We start from the raw sequence: 17523 nt of genomic DNA, 5'->3' as shown, positions 1-17523 counted from the left end.
TAAAAATCAGAACCGCCAAACAGCAAGCCCCTCATCTCTTTACCCTGTAAACTTTCCCTCTACCAAAATTTCAACTTCCAAACCCGCCGTTCGCGTCGATTGGGAGTGCAAATATCCGGGAAATTATCGATCTAACAATAGCTAAAGCAAAAAATCAGTACAGGAACTTATAATTCTCTGATATTGAAGCTGAAAAATTTACCAAATTATCATCCGTTTTTATCCGACTTAGTGACAATCAATCAATAGTTTATCATAGAAATCATGAATTTTTCAGAATATTCGTCTTGAAAACTTCTGTAAAACCTAAAATCTGAAAGCAGGAAGGGCCGACAAATAACCTTTTCGATGGTCTTTGGATGAAAATACATATCGAACCGAAATTTCATGCGCCCCTCCAGAGTAGGATTGACCTAACTTGGAAACAGAAAAATCAAAACTATACCCAATATCTAGTCCGGAAGACAAGGCGACACCAATCAAAGCGACCAATGATTCATTATTAGGCAAATTATACTTTGTTGGTAAACCACGATACCACAAACCCAAAACCAAAGGCTCAAAATAAAATTCAAAGCCTAAATCCAATTGTGAAAAAACTCCTTGCTCCTTATAGTTGAATGCCAAAGCCATGGAACGCTCCTGGTCGGTATTATTGAAATAATCATTGATATCCCCAGGAGAAAGCAGAAAACGATATCCCCCATGAACTGAATACCTAATGGGCAATGAATTCCTGTCAATTTCCAAATAACTATTGGAAGGCTCCAATAGATGAAAGGCGGAAACCCCAAACCAAACTTTCTTCCCATAGAAAAGTAATCCTGCATGAAGATCAGCTGCACGGATTTTACTATCTTCTTCAAAACCAGCTCCCGGCTCACCAATGACCACTCCTCTGTCTATATCCAACTGAGATCCTAATATCACTTCGTCAAAAAAAGCATCTCTCATCAAAAAACTCCCCTGCATACCTGCCTGCAAGAAGTTATGTTCACCAAGATGTAATCTATAACTATAAACTGATCCAATTTCATTGTACTGAGTTTGTGTAAATGATTCTTTGGCTCCGGAGATCACCATTCCAAATCCAGAATTTATTTCCGGTGAAAAAAAATCAGCATAGGCCGTATAGGCAATAAAACTTTGATCCAACGCAGGCCATTGATTCCTGAAATTAATCCCCACTCTTCTTTCATCAGTACTTCCGACAAAAGCCGGGTTTATATAAAAAGGGTTGGCATAAAACTGCGAATACTGGACATCTTGAGCATTTGAAAAAGTCAAAGGCAACAATAGTAATCCCAAAACCCATAGTAACCTCTTCATCTTACCAATTTGAATTTACCGGTCTTGACAATCTTTTCCCCATCAACTGAAACCGCATTGAAGCGAAATACAAACCAACCCGCATCCAGCAATTTACCCTCAAGCTTCCCATCCCAACCTTGGCCATTTAATTCCTCTGATCTGAAAATCAGATCTCCCCAAAGATTAAACACCAATAATTCCACACATACTAAGCCCTTATACTTTGGAGTGAAATACTGATTCTCAGAATCATTTGGAGTAAAAGCATTGGGAACCATGATCCTGTAGCTTTTGGTAATGGAAAGCAGCTTGCTCACGGACTTTTGACATCCGTATTCATCCGTAATTGTCAAGGTAATTTCAAAGTCTCCTTTTTTTCCAAAAACATGAGTAGGATTCTTTTCTGAGGAAAAACTACCGTCTCCAAAATCCCAAAACCATTCTATTGCCCGGTCGTCTGACAAATCCATGAACTGCAGTATATCATCGGAAAAAATCCCGCCATCCTCATCATTCTGAATACCAGTACCTTGAACTTCAAATTCAAAATCCGCAAGTAACTCCCTTTCCAGAATCACAATTTCAAAAGGAAAAGGTTCGGAAAAACAACTCAAGTCCTTATGTTTCAACCTTAATTCATAAATACCTGATTGAAACAATTCTTCGATTTCCTCATTGACCCAGGTATTTACTCCATCGGACAATTGATAATCAAAAGCATTTAAATCAAAATTTAGAATCCCTGTTCTACCATCCACAGGCTCCCCAGGTACGCACCCAACTACTGGAAGCCTCAAGACTGGTTCAGGGAATTCGGGATATTCAATCTTGACGATATTTGATACACTGGGGCAATTTTTTCTATTATATACAACAGCATAATATTCTCCTTCACTGTCCAGTGTCAATATAGCGTCTTCTTCCCCTGCCAAAAGTTCTCCATCTTTATACCACTCAAATCGTTCATAAACTTCTTCTCCCCTAGCTTCCAAGGTGAAAGTTTCCTCAGGACAGAGTCTCACCAATTCTTTGAGCTCAGCGGCACCTTCCGGGAATACACTGACCGGCTCAGGAGATTCCTGAATCAGCAGAGTCATAGAATTTCCCTCAGAGGTCTTTCCATAGCTATCGGTGATGGTATAGAAAACTGTCACAGTTTGTCCAGTAAATCCTTCAAAGGGAAAAAAAGTGAAATCACCACCCACATCTCCAGCTCTAAAAATCCCCTGATCCAATACCAACTCCCTATTTTCTTCTCTGCACTTCCCTTGTGAACAAATGTCTGAGCTTTCTTCTTCAATATCATCTAGAGACTTGTAAAACTGTAGACAGCGGATCACGCTGTTTGGATTTGGCAGTACCACCTCCTCATCCGTTATAAAATAAGTGTTCTCCTGTCCCTCACAGGAAGCTATATCCGAAAAGTCCACTCCCTCGGGATCTAAAAGTCCCTCATCATTGGATACCTCCACTATCAAATTTTTGATTTCATGAAAATTAGTACTTCCTCCAGTTGAGGCAGAAAAGCCCACCTTCAAATTATCCGGAGCGCTAAACTGATAAGGTATTTTATCAAAAATCGTCACCAAACGAGGGTTATTTGGCTCAGTAGTCACTTCCATTTCTAAGGTAAGAAGGTAACCCACATCATTTGGGTTGGGCTCCAAATTAATGAACACCTTTCTATATCCTGCCTGATTAGGGGTTGTAATCCGGGAAGTTCCTGTTCCTCCCGAACTGATAGGAAACTGTTGATTAATGGGTAGTCCATTTACACCGTCTTCCATTGTCCTTTTACCCATTATGAAGTCATACCCCAAAAAACCATTTCCCGGGCCTCTTACTACAATGGCATCAGGGGCCAAACCATCTCCAACTCCGGGAAATCCTCCCGATTTTCCTTCTGAAGTATTTCCAAAATTCCCATATTCATCGAAGCCAATTCCTAAATAAGCTCCCGCCAACCCAGGTTCATTGCCCCTCTTGGAATAACCTAAAGAACCTCCGAATCCCCCAATTGCAAAATTTGGAACTGCAGCATCAAACAGAAAGAATGTCAATCCATCTGCTCCTGTTCCTCCATAACTGAAATACTCAAAGGAAGCCTTGATTCCAAAAAGTGAAGAAAAAGGAATATCCACATAAACGTAGCCCCTTTGACCAGTTTCATTGGAGGTCAATCTCAGAACTCCGGACACCAAAACCGCATCAGCACCATAGATGGTGGCCGATTGGGTAGTACTACCCCCAAAAGTCTCGCAATAGGGAAAGCCTACCTGACCATATGAATTGAGACTGATCAAGCACAGGAAGAAGGCTGAAAATAATATCCGAAAACTCAAGGAATAAAGGTCTGAATCTTCTTCCAAGATAGAGTTAAAAACTCCATAATTAAAAAAAAGCCTCCAAACTTGTGTTTAGAGGCTAAATTTTGAAACCCTTTTCAGTCAACGCTGAATAGTCTGGGTTCGGTCAGGACCCACAGAAATCAATTTGATTGGAACTTTCAATTCTGATTCCAAATAATCCACATAGGCTTTGAGCTCATCGGGAAACTCCTCATAAGAGCGGACGTTTTCCAATGAACAGTTCCATCCCTTCATTACTTTATAAATTGGCTTCACTTCTGATTCAGAAATTTCAAAACTTAAACGGTCTATTTTTTCACCGTTTGGCAATTCATAATGAGTACATATTTCGATTTCTTTAAAAATATTCAAAACATCAGCCTTCATCATAAACAACTGCGTAACACCGTTGATCATAATGGAGTATTTCAAAGCAGGCAAGTCCAACCATCCGCATCTTCTTGGACGTCCAGTTGTACTCCCGAACTCATTCCCTTCTTTCCTCATGTCTTCACCTGTCTTGTCAAAAAGCTCTGTAGGAAAAGGTCCGCTTCCAACACGGGTGCAATAGGCCTTGAAAATACCAAACACTTCACCAATTTTAGATGGAGCAACTCCCAAACCCGTACAAGCGCCTGCTGCCATTGTACTGCTACTGGTCACAAAAGGATAGGACCCAAAATCCACATCCAGCAATGAACCTTGCGCTCCCTCAGCAAGGATCCGCTTATTGGATTCCAAGGCATCATTAACTACGTATTCGCTGTCAATCAAATTGAGGGTTTTGAAAAACTCAATTGCGGCAAAAAACTGTTCCTCCATTTCCGCAAGGGCATCAAGCGGGTATTGATGAAATGAAAGGGTAGTTTTATGTTTTTCTACAAGAGTATTGTATTTTTCTTTAAAATCATTAGCCAAAATATCCCCAACTCTCAACGCTGACCTTCCAATTTTATCTTGGTAAGTTGGCCCGATCCCCTTCAGTGTGGAACCGATTTTTTTATCCCCTTTTGACTGCTCGTAGGCAGCATCGAGTAATTTATGGGTAGGAATAATGATGGTGGCTTTCTTGGAAATCACCAGGTTTTTCATGTAATCGATGGAAAACTTCCCGAGGCCTTCAATCTCCCTTTTCAAAACAATAGGATCCAAAACGACCCCGTTTCCAATGATATTTAGGATTTGGGATCTAAAAATCCCAGAGGGTATTTGATGTAGTACGTGCTTGATTCCATCGAATTCAAGTGTATGTCCTGCATTGGGTCCTCCCTGAAATCGAGCAACAATTTCATATTCAGGAGCCAAAACATCTACAATTTTTCCTTTTCCTTCATCTCCCCATTGGAGACCCAGAAGTACGTCCATCTTCATTTGAAGTGCGGTCTAATCAGTTATGCAAAGTCTTTTTGAAGGGCGAAATTTGCGATAAGCCCAAAGAAAACCAAGGGAAAAAGGCTATTTATTATTTCTGGTAGTTCAAGAAACAAAAAAAGCCCTCTTCCGAGAGCTCTCATTAATCAAGAGGTTTCCTTTCAAATGGCATCTTTAGCTGCCTGAATCGAATCATAAACCGTGAATATATTATTGAGCTTTGTGATGATTAGCAATTTTTTTACATGCTCTGAGGGAGAAGTCAGCAACACTTCCCCTCCTACATTTCTCATTTTTGTCAGCATGGTAATCAATAATCCAATTCCACTGGAACTGATATATCTAACTTCACTAAGGTCTACCACAAAATTCCTGACACCTTCCTGAACCGCATCAGACACCAACTCTACAAGTTTGGGTCCTACCTCATCTCCAATCAAATCTCCTTGTATATGTAAGTAATGAGCCTTTGGACTCTTTTCTAGCTGGTAAGTCAATTTCATGGGTTATTCACTTGGTCTGTTTTCACAATTTTCTTTGGAGCAGGCACCATACAAAATCAGGGAATGGTGCAGCACCTTGAAGTTTAAGATATCTCCTACGGTATTTTGGATATTTTGGATACGCGGATCACAAAATTCAAGTACTTGATTGCAATCAACGCAAATTAGGTGATCGTGCTGCTTATAGCCGTAAGATTTCTCGAACTGAGCCAGATTTTTACCAAATTGATGCTTGGTAACCAAATCGCACTCCACCAATAGATCCAAGGTATTGTACACCGTTGCCCTACTGACCCGGTAATTTTTGTTTTTCATGCTGATGTAGAGAGACTCTACATCAAAGTGTCCTGTACGACTGTAAATTTCTTCGAGAATCGCATACCGCTCCGGAGTTTTCCGGAGTTTTTGATTTTCAAGATATGCGGTAAAAATTTTTTTGACCTCTTCGAAAAGGGTGGCATTCAAAGACATTGCAGGCTATTTTTTTCAAATATAACTTTTGTTGGACAAAATTGATTCAAGCTTTTAATCAAAACGTGTAACCTTAATTATCCCTTCCACTTGGGAAAGGTTTTTCATCAATTGATCCAAATGACTGGTACTGTGTACGTACAACTTGATAGTTCCTTCAAAAACACCCGCATCAGAATCTACGGTAATAGAGCGCATATTTACTTTTAATTCATTGGAAATCACCTTGGTCAAGTCATTGATCAAACCAACCCGATCTGTACCAATTATATGAAGCCCAGCCAAAAAGGCAATTTCCTTTTGGCTAGTCCATCTAGCTTTGATCACTCTATTCCCATGATTGGACAAAAGCTCCAAGGCATTTGGACATGAAGTTCTGTGAATTTTAATCCCCTCGTTGACGGTTACAAAACCAAAAACATCGTCTCCTGGTATGGGGTTACAGCACTTTGCCAAAATATAGTCCACCACATCCATATCCTCTCCTATCAACAATTGATCATGATCAGGACCTTTGAGGCTTTTGATTTCCTTGGTAAAAGATAACTCGTCTTTTACTTTTTCCTGCATGGATTTTTGTCGGAGTTTTTGGGTATCCTTGAAGTCCTTAAAGGATTTGATTGAGGTAGAATCGATGATCCCTTTTCCAACCCGATAATAAAAGTCATTCGCGGTCTTCAGTTCAAAATAAGCTCTCAATTTCTCCACCGTTTCGGAGTTGAACTCCATCTTCATCTGCTTGAGCTTACGCTGGACAATCTCCTTACCATCCAAAATCGAAGATTTTTTTTCTTCCCTTAGCGCATCTTTAATCTTCGCTTTAGCCCTTGAGGTCACCACATTGTTTAGCCAGTCCTCTGTAGGCTTCTGCTTATTGGAAGTGAGTATTTCTACCTGATCTCCATTTTTTAATTTATGATTGATTGGGACAAGTCTCTGATTGACCTTGGCTCCTATACACTTGGCCCCCACCTCTGTATGGATCTCAAATGCAAAATCCAAAGCCGTGGCTCCGAAGGGCAAAACTTTCAAATCTCCTTTTGGGGTAAAAACGAAAACCTCCTCATGAAACAAGTTGCCCCTGAAATCATCCATAAACTCAATGGCATTCCCATCATTGGATTCCAGCATACTTCTTACCTGCCCGATCCAATCATCCAATCCTGAAGTGGATTTTCCTCCCGAGTCTTTTTCCTTGTATTTCCAATGGGCAGCATACCCTCTTTCTGCAATATCATCCATGCGGGTAGTCCTTATCTGAACCTCAACCCATTGGCCAGTATTGCTCATAACAGTCGTATGAAGAGACTCATAACCATTGGAACGGGGAGTACTGATCCAGTCTCTCAATCTGTCTGGATTAGGCCTATAAAAGTCCGTGACGATAGAATAAACCTGCCAACAATCTGCTTTTTCATTCTCTAAATCACTATCCAATATTATTCTTACTGCAAAAAGATCATATACCTCCTCAAAAGGAATTCCCTGTTTCTTCATTTTATTGTAAATGGAATAAACAGATTTGGGCCTTCCTTTGATGGTGAATTTAAAACCTTGCCTTTCCAACTCCTCTTCTACAGGTTGAACAAAACTTCTGATAAATTTATTTCTGTAGGATTTAGATTCGTTGATCTTTTGGACTATGTCCCTGTAACTTTCCGCTTCGGTATACTTTAGGTAAAGATCCTCCAGCTCAGATTTTATGGCATACAAGCCAAGTCTGTGGGCGAGCGGAGCATACAGGTACATTGTCTCAGATGCAATCTTCAACTGTTTATGCCTAGGCATTGAAGACAAAGTCCTCATATTGTTCAACCTGTCGGCCAATTTTATTAAGATCACCCGAACATCATCGGATAGGGTCAGGAGCATCTTCCTAAAGTTTTCGGCCTGTTGAGAACTTCCGTATTCAAACACACCTGCAATCTTGGTCAGTCCATCTATAATCGTCATGACCTTGTGCCCAAATTCTCTTTCGATGTCTTCAAGTTCCCAATCGGTATCCTCAACCACGTCATGCAGCAGTGCAGAAACAATGGATGTAGTCCCAAGACCGATTTCTTCCACACAAACCAAGGCCACCTCTAAAGGATGGTATATATAAGGTTCCCCAGATTTGCGACGCATGTGCCTATGAGCCTCCAAGGAAACATTAAATGCCTTTTTTATTAGCTTGGCATCACCATCTTTCAGAAAGGGTTTGGCTAACCGGAGCAATTTCCGATACCGTTTGAGAATCTCTTTTCTTTCTTCTTCTAAATCCACTTGAATCATACAATAGGAATTTACTACAAAAATGGGAAGGGGCAATCAAGGAAACATGCTTTTTGAAAATATTTTTTTTTCATCAGCACTTGCAAATTGTAAATTAGTATCTACCTTTGCATCCACAATTTGAAACCGGAAAATCAACTCGGCGAAAAATTGAGATTTATTGCGGATGTGGCGAAATTGGTAGACGCACTAGACTTAGGATCTAGCGCCGCGAGGCATGGGGGTTCGAGTCCCTCCATCCGCACAACATACCGAACCCTCAATCACTACACTGTCTTTGCGAAGCAGGAAAGAGATTGGGGGTTTTTAGTTCAACTCATCTTAAATTTTAAGCGCCTTGGAAATCACACTAGACAAGCATTCAGCAAATCAAGCTTCTATTAAAATTAAACTAACAGAAGCAGATTATCAACCTAAGGTTGATGCGAAACTGAAAGACTATGCCAAGAAAGCCAATATCAGAGGCTTTAGACCTGGCAAAGCGCCTGTTTCTATGGTGAAAAACATGTATGGGACTTCCCTTTTGGTTGAGGAAATCAATACCATTTTAGGAGAAGCTCTAAATGGATACCTTAAGGAACAAACTTTCAGAGTCTTGGGAGACCCTCTTCCTGTTGAGTCTACAGAGGACAAAATCGACTGGAAAAACCAGAAGGATTTTGAATTCGAATACAAAATCGGATTTATTGAGAATTTCGAACTTCCTTTGGATTCCAAAATCAAGGCGACCAAATATTCCATTAAAGTTGACGATAAGCTGGTCAATGAAACCATAGAAAACCTGAAGTCCCAGTACGGCGAAAGCAGCAATCCAGAGACCTCTGAAGCCGGTGACAACATCTATGGTGACTTGAAATCAACTGAAGGAGACTTCTCTAAAACCCTTTCTCTTCCTTTGTCAAAGGTCACTAAGAAATTTGCAGGAAAATTCATCGGAATCGGAAAAGATACCGTTGTGGAATTTGATGGCAAAGAGGTTAAAAAAGGAGAATGGTCTGAGGCATTTGGCCTTTCCAAGGATGAATTGGAACACACCAAAGGTGCTTTCACTTTTACCGTGAAAAACATCAACCGCACCAAAGAAGCCGAGATGAACCAAGAGTTCTTCGACAAAATCTTCGGTCCTGACCAAGTGAAAACTGAAGAGGAATTTACTGAAAAAGTAAGAGAGACACTTCAAGCCAGCTATGACAGAGAGTCAAAGGTGTTTACAGAGGAAGAATTGAAAAAGGTTTTGGTTGAAAAAGCAAACTTGGATCTACCTGAAGACTTTTTGAAAGAGTGGTTGTTCAAAGCGAATGAAGGTAAGGTTACCGAAGAAGATGTGGAAAAAGAATTCCCTATCTATGCCAAGCAACTAATCTGGTCATTGGTTTCCAATGAGCTTGCAAAAGCAAATCAAATCCAGGCAGAGCATGCTGATGTGATCGAAAAGACCAAAGAAATGATCCGAGAACAATTTGCTTCTTCTGGACTTGGATCCCAAATGGAAGAAAGCATGGATATGTTTGTTGACAATTACCTCAAAGGTAACGACGGTCAAAACTATATGAACATGCTGACATCTGTTCAAAATGACAAAGTTTTAGCCTTCGTTCAAGAAAAAATCGCGATGAAGGAAAAGGATATCAGTATTGATGATTTCAAGGAACTTTTAGAAAAGTAATCCACTTTAAAACATATAAAAAAGTCCTTATTTAAGGGCTTTTTTTATTTTTGTTTACCACAACAAACATTATCATGATCAATAAAGAAGATTTCAGAAAGTTCGCCATACACAATCAAGGCGTCAGCGGAACGGCATTTGACCAATATACGCAGCACATCGAAAACATGACACGTTCTGTGATCGAGGAAAGACCTTCCAATTTCCGTGAAATTGATGTGTTTTCCAGGCTTATCATGGACAGAATCATCTTTTTGGGGACCCCGGTAGATGACCATATCGCAAACATTATCATTGCTCAACTTTTGTTTTTGGAATCTGTTGACTCCAAAAAAGACGTCTTGTTGTACATCAACAGTCCGGGTGGCTCAGTTACTGCAGGGCTCGGCATCTATGACACTATGCAGTACATAGGACCAGATGTGGCTACCATCTGTACAGGTATCGCTGCTTCTATGGGTGCCGTATTGCTGGCAGGGGGCGCTAAAGACAAAAGATCTGCTCTTCAGCACTCAAGGGTTATGATCCACCAGCCATCAGGAGGAATGCAAGGTCAGTCCAAGGACATGGAAATATCCCTTAAGCTTATCCTTTCCATGCGTCAGGAACTGTATCAGATTTTAGCAAATCACACCGGCAAAACCTACGAGGAAATCGAAAGAGACTCAGACAGGGATTACTGGTTGAAGGCTCCAGAGGCCAAAGAATACGGCCTAATTGATGAAGTATTAGTTAAAAAACCAGTTTAATGGCTCAAGTTACCTGCTCATTTTGCGGTAGAAATAAAAAGGATGTGGACCTCATGGTCTCCGGTATATCGGCACACATCTGTAATTTCTGTATAGAACAAGCTCATACGATTCTTGGGGAAGAAGAAAAAACCAAGAAAAGCAGTTCTGGAAAACCGAAATTCAAACTTAAAAAACCAAAGGAATTGACTTCCTATCTAAACCAGTATGTTATTGGTCAGGAAGACGCCAAAAAGGTTTTGACAGTTGCCGTTTACAACCATTACAAGCGTCTTCAGCAGAAAGCTGATCCTGATGAAGTAAAGATTGAAAAATCGAACATCATCATGGTTGGAGATACCGGCACCGGAAAGACTTATTTAGCAAAAACCTTGGCAAAAACCTTGGAAGTACCTTTCTGCATTGCGGATGCAACAGTTTTGACTGAAGCAGGATATGTGGGTGAAGACGTGGAAAGTATTCTGACAAGATTACTTCAATCTGCTGACTACAATGTGGAAGCAGCGGAACGAGGAATTGTCTACATCGATGAGATCGATAAAATTGCCAGAAAATCAGATAACCCATCCATTACCCGCGATGTAAGTGGAGAGGGTGTTCAGCAAGCTTTATTGAAGCTTTTGGAAGGGACCGTTGTAAATGTCCCACCACAAGGAGGCAGAAAGCATCCTGACCAGAAAATGATTGCAGTTAATACGGAAAACATTCTATTTATCTGCGGCGGCGCTTTTGACGGAATTGGAAGACACATAGCCAAACGACTGAACACCCAACCTTTGGGCTTCAGCAAGGAAAAAGGCACGATAATCGCAGACCGCGAAAATCTTTTGCAATACGTGACAGCACAGGACTTGAAAGCTTTTGGTTTGATCCCTGAGTTGATCGGAAGACTTCCGGTCCTCACTCACCTTGATCCTCTGGATAGGGAAGCTCTTAAGAAAATCCTTACTGAACCAAAAAATGCTCTGGTAAAGCAGTATACCAAATTACTGGAAATGGAAGGTGTTAAACTGACCTTTGCAGAAAGCGGTATTGATTTTATTGTAGACAAAGCCGTAGAATTCAACCTTGGAGCAAGAGGGCTGCGTTCCATCTGTGAAGCTATCATCACTGATGCGATGTATGAGCTTCCATCTGATGAAAATGTAAAAGAGCTCATCATCAACGAGGAATATGCTCGTACAAAATTTGATAAATCTAAATTCAAGCGCCTTCAGGTAGCCTAAAGGTCTATAAAAAACAAAAATGCCCGGATTTTAACCCGGGCATTTTTTTTTATGCTTTTTTGAAACTTTACTCTAGTTCCACCTCAAAATAGTATTCAGTACCGTCCTGGAACATTCCCAAAACTACAATTTCTTGTCCGCTCAGATCATTGAGGGTTTCGATTAGACCTTCGGCATCGCTTACACGGATTCTACCGTCATTCCCAATCAGTGAAGTAACAATAAAACCAGGTCTTGCTCCTGCCCTTCTCCAGTTCATTCCATTTACTGAAGAAATCATCGCTCCACCAGAAATATCAAGTGACTCTTTTTGTTTGGCAGAGAGGTCTTCAAATATTACTCCCTCGAAGGAATAGGTTTTAGGAATTTCCCGCTTCACTATTTCTGTGTCTCCGGCAAAATTTTTCAGAGTAGCTCTGGTGCTGTATTTTTTACCGTCACGGATATATTCCAAGGAAACTTCATCCCCTGGCCGCTTTCTAGCCACCATTTCCTGAAGAGTAGCTACATTGTTGGTTTCTCTTCCATCTACAGACACAATCACATCTCCAATTTCCAAACCCGCTTCTTTTCCTCCACTGTTGTCATTAACCCCTGCTATATAAACGCCCTGATCCACAGGAAGCTCAATTTTCAGGCTTTCTTGCAACTCAGGAGACACATCCTGAATGCTAACCCCAAGAAGTCCTCTTTGTACAGCACCGTACTTCATCAGGTCATCCATAACTTTTTTGACCAAACTACTAGGAACAGCAAATGAATACCCTGCAAATGAGCCTGTGTTGGAGGCAATGGCTGTATTAATCCCAATCAATTCCCCGGCAAGGTTCACCAAAGCTCCACCTGAATTCCCAGGATTCACAACAGCATCTGTTTGGAGAAATGATTCAACCTGTAAGTTATTCTCGACCGAACCTCTCAAAATGCCGATATTCCGAGCTTTTGCAGAGATAATCCCGGCAGTTACTGTAGAGTTCAGGTTAAAGGGATTGCCCACTGCCAACACCCATTCTCCTACCTTCATGTCATCAGAGTTACCAAATTTTACAAATGGAAGATTCTCTGCATCGATTTTTAGAAGAGCAAGATCTGTGGTCGGATCGGTTCCAATCACTTGAGCTGTATACCTTTTGTTGTTTTCCAGAGAAATATCTATCTGAGACGCATCCTCTACCACGTGATTGTTGGTAACGATGTAACCGTCAGAAGAAATAATAACTCCGGAACCAGTGCTCATAGGCACCTGCATTCCCTGATTTCCCCTTGGAGGAAAGCCGAAAAGTTCCTGCATAGGGTCTCTTTCCGATCTACCTGAATAGGAAAGTGTACTTTTTACATGGACTACAGCCGGAGTGACAATTTCAGCAGAGGCAACGAAATTGATGCCGTCTGGTATATTGAAGTTTTCTCCAGACAATAAGTTGACAAAACTAGTCTGTTGTTTTTCATCAAAACTGCTTGCCTTTTGGGGTTGAATCAAAAAACTCAACCCTGCCAAAGCAATAAAACCTCCGATCACAGAGGCCAGTAGCATTCCAAGAAAGAATTGTTTTTTGCTCATAATGTATTTGTATCTAATTTAAGGTTCATAAGTTAAGACTCAAATAAAGTGCTTTAGGGTTAACCAATAGGTTCAAATTAACAAGAATTAACCGCTTTTTACTTCCCTTTAGAATAAAGCTAAAAAAGAAGAGTGGGTTCCTCCACTCTATATTATTTCACCTCGATTTTTGCCTTGGTGACTTTTTGTTCAGCCTTAGGCAGAGTGACTTTCAGAACCCCATCTTCATAGAAAGCTTCAACTTTTTCCACTAAAATATTATCAGGGACATAGAAGGATCTTGAAAATGATCCAAACTGGGTCTCCATACTATGATAGTTCTTACCTTCTTTTTTTTCTTCGAACTTTCGCTCACCAGAAATCGTCAATCTTCCATCCGTCAAGTCCACATTGAAGTCATTTTTTTTCATACCCGGAAGTGCCACTTCGATTTCAAATGCTTTTTCATCTTCGGAAATATCTACAGCAGGGCTGAATCTCCTACTCACATCATTGAAGGACTCATTGATAAACTTGTTTAAAATCCCATTGAATCCAGAAGGAAAAACTGGATCAAGTTGGTTAAATCTTGTAAGTTTCATGGTTTTGTTGGTTTAATGTTTACAGACTCTATTCAGAGAATTGCGTACCAAGCAGAAAAACAAGTCATTTTGTCTTCTTTACTTAAGAAAACTCTACAAAAACTGTCATTTTATCCGCAAAACCAGTTGTTTCTGCTGTCTTAGAACTTCATAAGAAAGCTCGAAAAAAGTCAGCAACAAGGAATCTAAAATAAAAAACCCCTGAAGGAAAACTTCAGGGGAATCACTAAAACAAGAACTTCAAAAGCGCAATTAGGCTTTTTTGACGTTGATGGCGTTTGGCCCTTTTTTACCATCCTTGACGTCATATGTTACTTTGTCATTTTGAGCAACTTTATCCACCAAGCCGGTTGCGTGTACGAAGACATCGTTTTGAGACTCATCGTCAACGATAAATCCAAAACCTTTGGCTTCATTGTAAAATTTTACTGTTCCGGTAAACATAATAAATTGTTATAAATTGTAATTGAAAGTGCATTAAATGTAAATATTCATTCAAAAAAAACAAAATAATCATTTTTTAATTTGAGAAAATGAAAAAAATTATTTTGATAAGACATGCGAAATCCTCCTGGGACAACCCTTGGGCCGATGATTACGAACGTCCACTTGCTGAGCGGGGACTTCGGGATGCACCAAAAATGGGGAAAAGATTAAAAAAAAGGCAGGTTTCACCTGACCTGATTTTAAGCTCTTCAGCGCTCAGGGCCATTCAAACGGCGGAAATAATCGCCAATGAATTAGGCTATCCTTCCCATAAAATCATTAAAGAAAAAAATCTGTATCACGCCTCCCCAAATACCATTCTTAAATACATCCACCAACAGAAAGACTCCATCAAAACCATTGTGCTAGTAGGACACAATCCTGGACTAAATGATTTGATTGCCTACCTAGGTGGAAATCTTGAAAATCTCCCCACAGCAGGACAATATGCATTTAAGCTCAAGGAAGATAGCTGGAGGAGGCTTTCACCTTCTACTGTGGATTTTTGGTTTTTGGATTATCCCAAATTAAAACCCTAAGCAACTTCAAAATTACGAACATCTTGAATTACCTCCGGGAATTTTTCCACATGGGAAAGCATGAATTCGATTTTAGCCGCTACATCCTGTGCTTTACTCAAATCGCCATTGGATTTATATTTTTGGAACTTATCCAATTCTGGAAAATCCTCCTTTGAGGCCTCTCGTATGTTTTGCTGCATATCGGTATCCACGACTCCGGGAGCCAAGCTGTAAAATTTAAAATTAGGACTTGAAGATTCCTTTGCAGCTACCATGGTAAACATAGCAAGGGCTGCTTTGGTACTGCAATAGCCTCCCCAACCAGAAACCGGCCTGCTTGCAGCACCCGAACTGATATTACAAACAACTTTTTTCCCTGCTGTTGTCTTGTAAGCTTTGATAAAAGCATTGGTAAGATACATGGGAGCCAATAAATTGAGATTTATTTGCTTTCTAAGCTCAGCAGGATGCAATTCCCCGATCGGCTTAATCTCTCCAATCCAACCTGCATTATTGATCAAAACAACCTCCTCAAAATCTTCTTGGGGAAAAATAGTCCTAAGGTTATTTTCCAAAACATCCAACTCAGAAAGATCAAGATCAAGCTGAGTCAGGTTCTCTGCAGAATTTTCCAGATTGGTCCTAGAAATAGCAATAACTTGAAATCCAGGTTTTTTCAAATATTGATCCAAGGTAGCTTTTCCCAAGCCTTTGGAATGACCAGTAAGAATAAGTAGAGATTTTTTCATGCAATTGGGTGATTTTGCAAATCTCTAACAAGATTCATCCCAATTTTTCATTTTTGGAGAAATAAAATGAAAAAAAATCAAAAAAGTGGATTTAAAAAGCAATAAACCCGATACAAAATGCATTGATTTCGGGTTTATCGCTTTTTATTTAAAGAATATATTGGGACAAATCCCTGTTTTTGACCAAGGTGTTTAGACGCTCCTCCACCATTTCCTTGGTTACCATAATCCTTGAATTTGGCTCAATTGTATCTGGAACCTCAAACAGAAAATCATTCAACAATTGACTCATTACCGTGTGCAGTCTTCTAGCCCCAATATTTTCTACTTCCTGATTAATCAAAAATGCCAATCGAGCAATTTCTTCAATGGCCTCCTCATTAAACTCCAAATACACCTTCTCTGCTTCGAACAAAGCTTGGTATTGTTTTGTCAGAGCATTTTTAGGTTCTCTTAAAATCCTGGAAAAATCTTCTTGAGTCAAGCTATTCAATTCCACACGGATCGGGAATCTTCCTTGGAGTTCAGGGATTAAATCCGAAGGTTTGCTAACATGAAAAGCCCCCGCTGCAATGAACAAAATGTGATCTGTATTGATTACTCCGTATTTGGTATTTACCGATGAACCCTCCACAATAGGAAGCAGGTCACGCTGAACCCCTTCCCTGCTGACATCGGGTCCCCCACCGTTTTTTCCGGATTTAGAAGCAATTTTATCGATCTCATCGATAAAAATAATCCCATTATTTTCAGCCAATCGAATCGCTTCTTCCTTTACTTCATCGAAGTCTATCAGCTTGGAGGTTTCCTCTTCCATTAAAACCTTCCTTGCCTCAGCAATACTAAGTTTTCTTTTCTTAGTTTTCTTGGGCATCATCCCTGAGATCATATCCTGCAAGCCTGCCATACTCGCATCATCGATCAACCCGTTTCCAATCATTCCGATTCCAACTGGTGAAGTTGCCTTTACATTGATCTCAATCTTTCTTTCATCCAGTTCCCCATTTCTTAATTTTTCTCGGAAACGTTCACGGGTCCTTTCATTCAACTCCGAATCAGAAGTAAGCTCTTCTTCTTGAGAAGCCGTCGAAGGAAGATTGCGGGTAATTCCGGAACCTTTGACAGGCGGAATCAAAATATCCAAAATAATCTCTTCAACCGATTCTGCCGCTTTGGTCTTTACCGCTTCATTCTTCACTTCCCTCACCAAATGAATAGACTGCTCAACCAAGTCCCTTACCATACTTTCTACATCTCTGCCTACGTACCCTACCTCAGTGAATTTGGATGCTTCAACCTTGGTAAAAGGAGCTTGGGCAACTTTTGCCAAACGGCGGGCAATCTCTGTTTTCCCCACCCCGGTAGAGCCAATCATTAAGATATTGTTTGGAACTATGTCTTTCTGAATTTCAGATTTCACCATCATTCTTCGAATCCTGTTTCTCAGTGCAATGGCTACATTCCTTTTGGCGTCATTTTGACCTATAATATATTTATCCAGTTCAGCGACTATCTGTCTTGGAGTAAGTGAGCTAATTTGATCCATCATTGAGTTGTTAAAATGATCTGTTTTTGATTTTCTGGGTGAATGATGCTGGCCGTTTAATATCTTGACTTCCACACCCAATATCAATTGAAGGCTTGAAGTCCGGATTATTGAAAAAAATCCTAATAAATGCGGGGAAATGCTAGTTGAAACACTTCCC

At 40.3% G+C, this 17523-nt stretch carries 15 protein-coding genes and 1 tRNA gene; 5 read left to right on the top strand and 11 right to left on the bottom strand.

Annotated elements, in window-relative coordinates; genetic code table 11:
- Positions 1-306: 306 nt before the first annotated feature.
- The 6 genes from P2G54_RS15475 to P2G54_RS15450 form a co-directional block, all read right to left on the bottom strand.
- Positions 307-1329 (bottom strand): type IX secretion system membrane protein PorP/SprF, encoded by a 1023-nt coding sequence (locus tag P2G54_RS15475; protein WP_275872452.1) that lies wholly within the window; start codon positions 1327-1329, stop codon positions 307-309.
- The gene (locus P2G54_RS15470) at positions 1326-3653 is read right to left on the bottom strand and encodes a PKD domain-containing protein (RefSeq protein ID WP_275872451.1); all 2328 of its coding nucleotides are present in this window, start codon (positions 3651-3653) and stop codon (positions 1326-1328) included. Before P2G54_RS15470 ends, P2G54_RS15475 begins: the two co-directional genes overlap by 4 nt.
- Positions 3654-3758: 105 nt before the next feature.
- Entirely contained in the window at positions 3759-5030 is a 1272-nt protein-coding gene (locus tag P2G54_RS15465; protein WP_275872450.1) for an adenylosuccinate synthase, read from the bottom strand.
- A gap of 161 nt (positions 5031-5191) precedes the next feature.
- Positions 5192-5533, bottom strand: a complete 342-nt coding sequence (locus P2G54_RS15460) for an STAS domain-containing protein (RefSeq protein WP_275872449.1) — start codon at positions 5531-5533, stop codon at positions 5192-5194.
- A gap of 3 nt (positions 5534-5536) precedes the next feature.
- On the bottom strand, positions 5537-6004 hold the full coding sequence (locus tag P2G54_RS15455) for a transcriptional repressor (RefSeq protein WP_275872448.1): 468 nt from the start codon (positions 6002-6004) through the stop codon (positions 5537-5539).
- A 54-nt stretch (positions 6005-6058) separates the two neighbouring features.
- Complete coding sequence (locus P2G54_RS15450; RefSeq protein ID WP_275872447.1) at positions 6059-8278, bottom strand: bifunctional (p)ppGpp synthetase/guanosine-3',5'-bis(diphosphate) 3'-pyrophosphohydrolase; 2220 nt, start codon at positions 8276-8278, stop codon at positions 6059-6061.
- Between the two features lie 162 nt (positions 8279-8440).
- On the opposite strand from P2G54_RS15450, the gene P2G54_RS15445 reads away from it, so the two are divergent.
- From P2G54_RS15445 to clpX, 4 genes are all read left to right on the top strand, one after another.
- Positions 8441-8522: transfer RNA gene (locus tag P2G54_RS15445), tRNA-Leu, on the top strand.
- A gap of 93 nt (positions 8523-8615) precedes the next feature.
- A complete protein-coding gene (gene tig, locus P2G54_RS15440) occupies positions 8616-9944 on the top strand; it encodes a trigger factor (protein ID WP_275872446.1) in 1329 nt (442 codons plus the stop codon).
- A gap of 74 nt (positions 9945-10018) precedes the next feature.
- Entirely contained in the window at positions 10019-10693 is a 675-nt protein-coding gene (locus tag P2G54_RS15435) for an ATP-dependent Clp protease proteolytic subunit (protein ID WP_275872445.1), read from the top strand.
- Positions 10693-11919 (top strand): ATP-dependent Clp protease ATP-binding subunit ClpX, encoded by a 1227-nt coding sequence (clpX, locus tag P2G54_RS15430; RefSeq protein ID WP_275872444.1) that lies wholly within the window; start codon positions 10693-10695, stop codon positions 11917-11919. The genes P2G54_RS15435 and clpX overlap by 1 nt, the downstream gene beginning before the upstream one ends.
- A 67-nt stretch (positions 11920-11986) precedes the next feature.
- On the opposite strand, the gene P2G54_RS15425 is transcribed toward clpX, so the two are convergent.
- The 3 genes from P2G54_RS15425 to P2G54_RS15415 form a co-directional block, all read right to left on the bottom strand.
- Complete coding sequence (locus P2G54_RS15425) at positions 11987-13480, bottom strand: trypsin-like peptidase domain-containing protein (RefSeq protein ID WP_275872443.1); 1494 nt, start codon at positions 13478-13480, stop codon at positions 11987-11989.
- Between the two features lie 152 nt (positions 13481-13632).
- Positions 13633-14061, bottom strand: a complete 429-nt coding sequence (locus tag P2G54_RS15420) for an Hsp20/alpha crystallin family protein (protein WP_275872442.1) — start codon at positions 14059-14061, stop codon at positions 13633-13635.
- A gap of 252 nt (positions 14062-14313) precedes the next feature.
- Positions 14314-14505, bottom strand: coding sequence for a cold shock domain-containing protein (locus P2G54_RS15415; protein ID WP_275872441.1), 192 nt, complete (start codon positions 14503-14505; stop codon positions 14314-14316).
- Positions 14506-14594: 89 nt separating this feature from the next.
- Between P2G54_RS15415 and P2G54_RS15410 the strand changes: the two genes are divergently transcribed.
- The gene (locus tag P2G54_RS15410; RefSeq protein ID WP_275872440.1) at positions 14595-15086 is read left to right on the top strand and encodes a histidine phosphatase family protein; all 492 of its coding nucleotides are present in this window, start codon (positions 14595-14597) and stop codon (positions 15084-15086) included.
- Here P2G54_RS15410 and P2G54_RS15405 read toward each other — a convergent pair.
- Together P2G54_RS15405 and hslU are read right to left on the bottom strand one after the other, a co-directional pair.
- Entirely contained in the window at positions 15083-15817 is a 735-nt protein-coding gene (locus P2G54_RS15405; protein WP_275872439.1) for an SDR family NAD(P)-dependent oxidoreductase, read from the bottom strand. The genes P2G54_RS15410 and P2G54_RS15405 overlap by 4 nt on opposite strands.
- 148 nt (positions 15818-15965) lie before the next feature.
- Positions 15966-17363 carry an ATP-dependent protease ATPase subunit HslU gene (gene hslU / locus P2G54_RS15400; protein WP_275872456.1) on the bottom strand — a complete coding sequence of 466 codons (1398 nt, stop codon included), beginning with the start codon at positions 17361-17363 and terminating at the stop codon, positions 15966-15968.
- Between the last annotated feature and the right edge of the window lie 160 nt (positions 17364-17523).

This window comes from Algoriphagus sp. CAU 1675 (genome assembly GCF_029222925.1).
Taxonomy (GTDB): domain Bacteria; phylum Bacteroidota; class Bacteroidia; order Cytophagales; family Cyclobacteriaceae; genus Algoriphagus.
This window is presented reverse-complemented; position numbering and strand designations above follow the sequence as displayed.

Excerpts from the sequence above, each read along its gene's own strand:
- P2G54_RS15475 (WP_275872452.1), bottom strand. The coding sequence starts at position 1,329 with ATGAAGAGGTTACTATGGGTTTTGGGATTACTATTGTTGCCTTTGACT.
- P2G54_RS15465 (WP_275872450.1), bottom strand. The coding sequence starts at position 5,030 with ATGAAGATGGACGTACTTCTGGGTCTCCAATGGGGAGATGAAGGAAAA.
- P2G54_RS15460 (WP_275872449.1), bottom strand. The coding sequence starts at position 5,533 with ATGAAATTGACTTACCAGCTAGAAAAGAGTCCAAAGGCTCATTACTTA.
- P2G54_RS15455 (WP_275872448.1), bottom strand. The coding sequence starts at position 6,004 with ATGTCTTTGAATGCCACCCTTTTCGAAGAGGTCAAAAAAATTTTTACC.
- P2G54_RS15450 (WP_275872447.1), bottom strand. The coding sequence starts at position 8,278 with ATGATTCAAGTGGATTTAGAAGAAGAAAGAAAAGAGATTCTCAAACGG.
- P2G54_RS15435 (WP_275872445.1), top strand. The coding sequence starts at position 10,019 with ATGATCAATAAAGAAGATTTCAGAAAGTTCGCCATACACAATCAAGGC.
- clpX (WP_275872444.1), top strand. The coding sequence starts at position 10,693 with ATGGCTCAAGTTACCTGCTCATTTTGCGGTAGAAATAAAAAGGATGTG.
- P2G54_RS15425 (WP_275872443.1), bottom strand. The coding sequence starts at position 13,480 with ATGAGCAAAAAACAATTCTTTCTTGGAATGCTACTGGCCTCTGTGATC.
- P2G54_RS15420 (WP_275872442.1), bottom strand. The coding sequence starts at position 14,061 with ATGAAACTTACAAGATTTAACCAACTTGATCCAGTTTTTCCTTCTGGA.
- P2G54_RS15415 (WP_275872441.1), bottom strand. The coding sequence starts at position 14,505 with ATGTTTACCGGAACAGTAAAATTTTACAATGAAGCCAAAGGTTTTGGA.
- P2G54_RS15410 (WP_275872440.1), top strand. The coding sequence starts at position 14,595 with ATGAAAAAAATTATTTTGATAAGACATGCGAAATCCTCCTGGGACAAC.
- P2G54_RS15405 (WP_275872439.1), bottom strand. The coding sequence starts at position 15,817 with ATGAAAAAATCTCTACTTATTCTTACTGGTCATTCCAAAGGCTTGGGA.
- hslU (WP_275872456.1), bottom strand. The coding sequence starts at position 17,363 with ATGGATCAAATTAGCTCACTTACTCCAAGACAGATAGTCGCTGAACTG.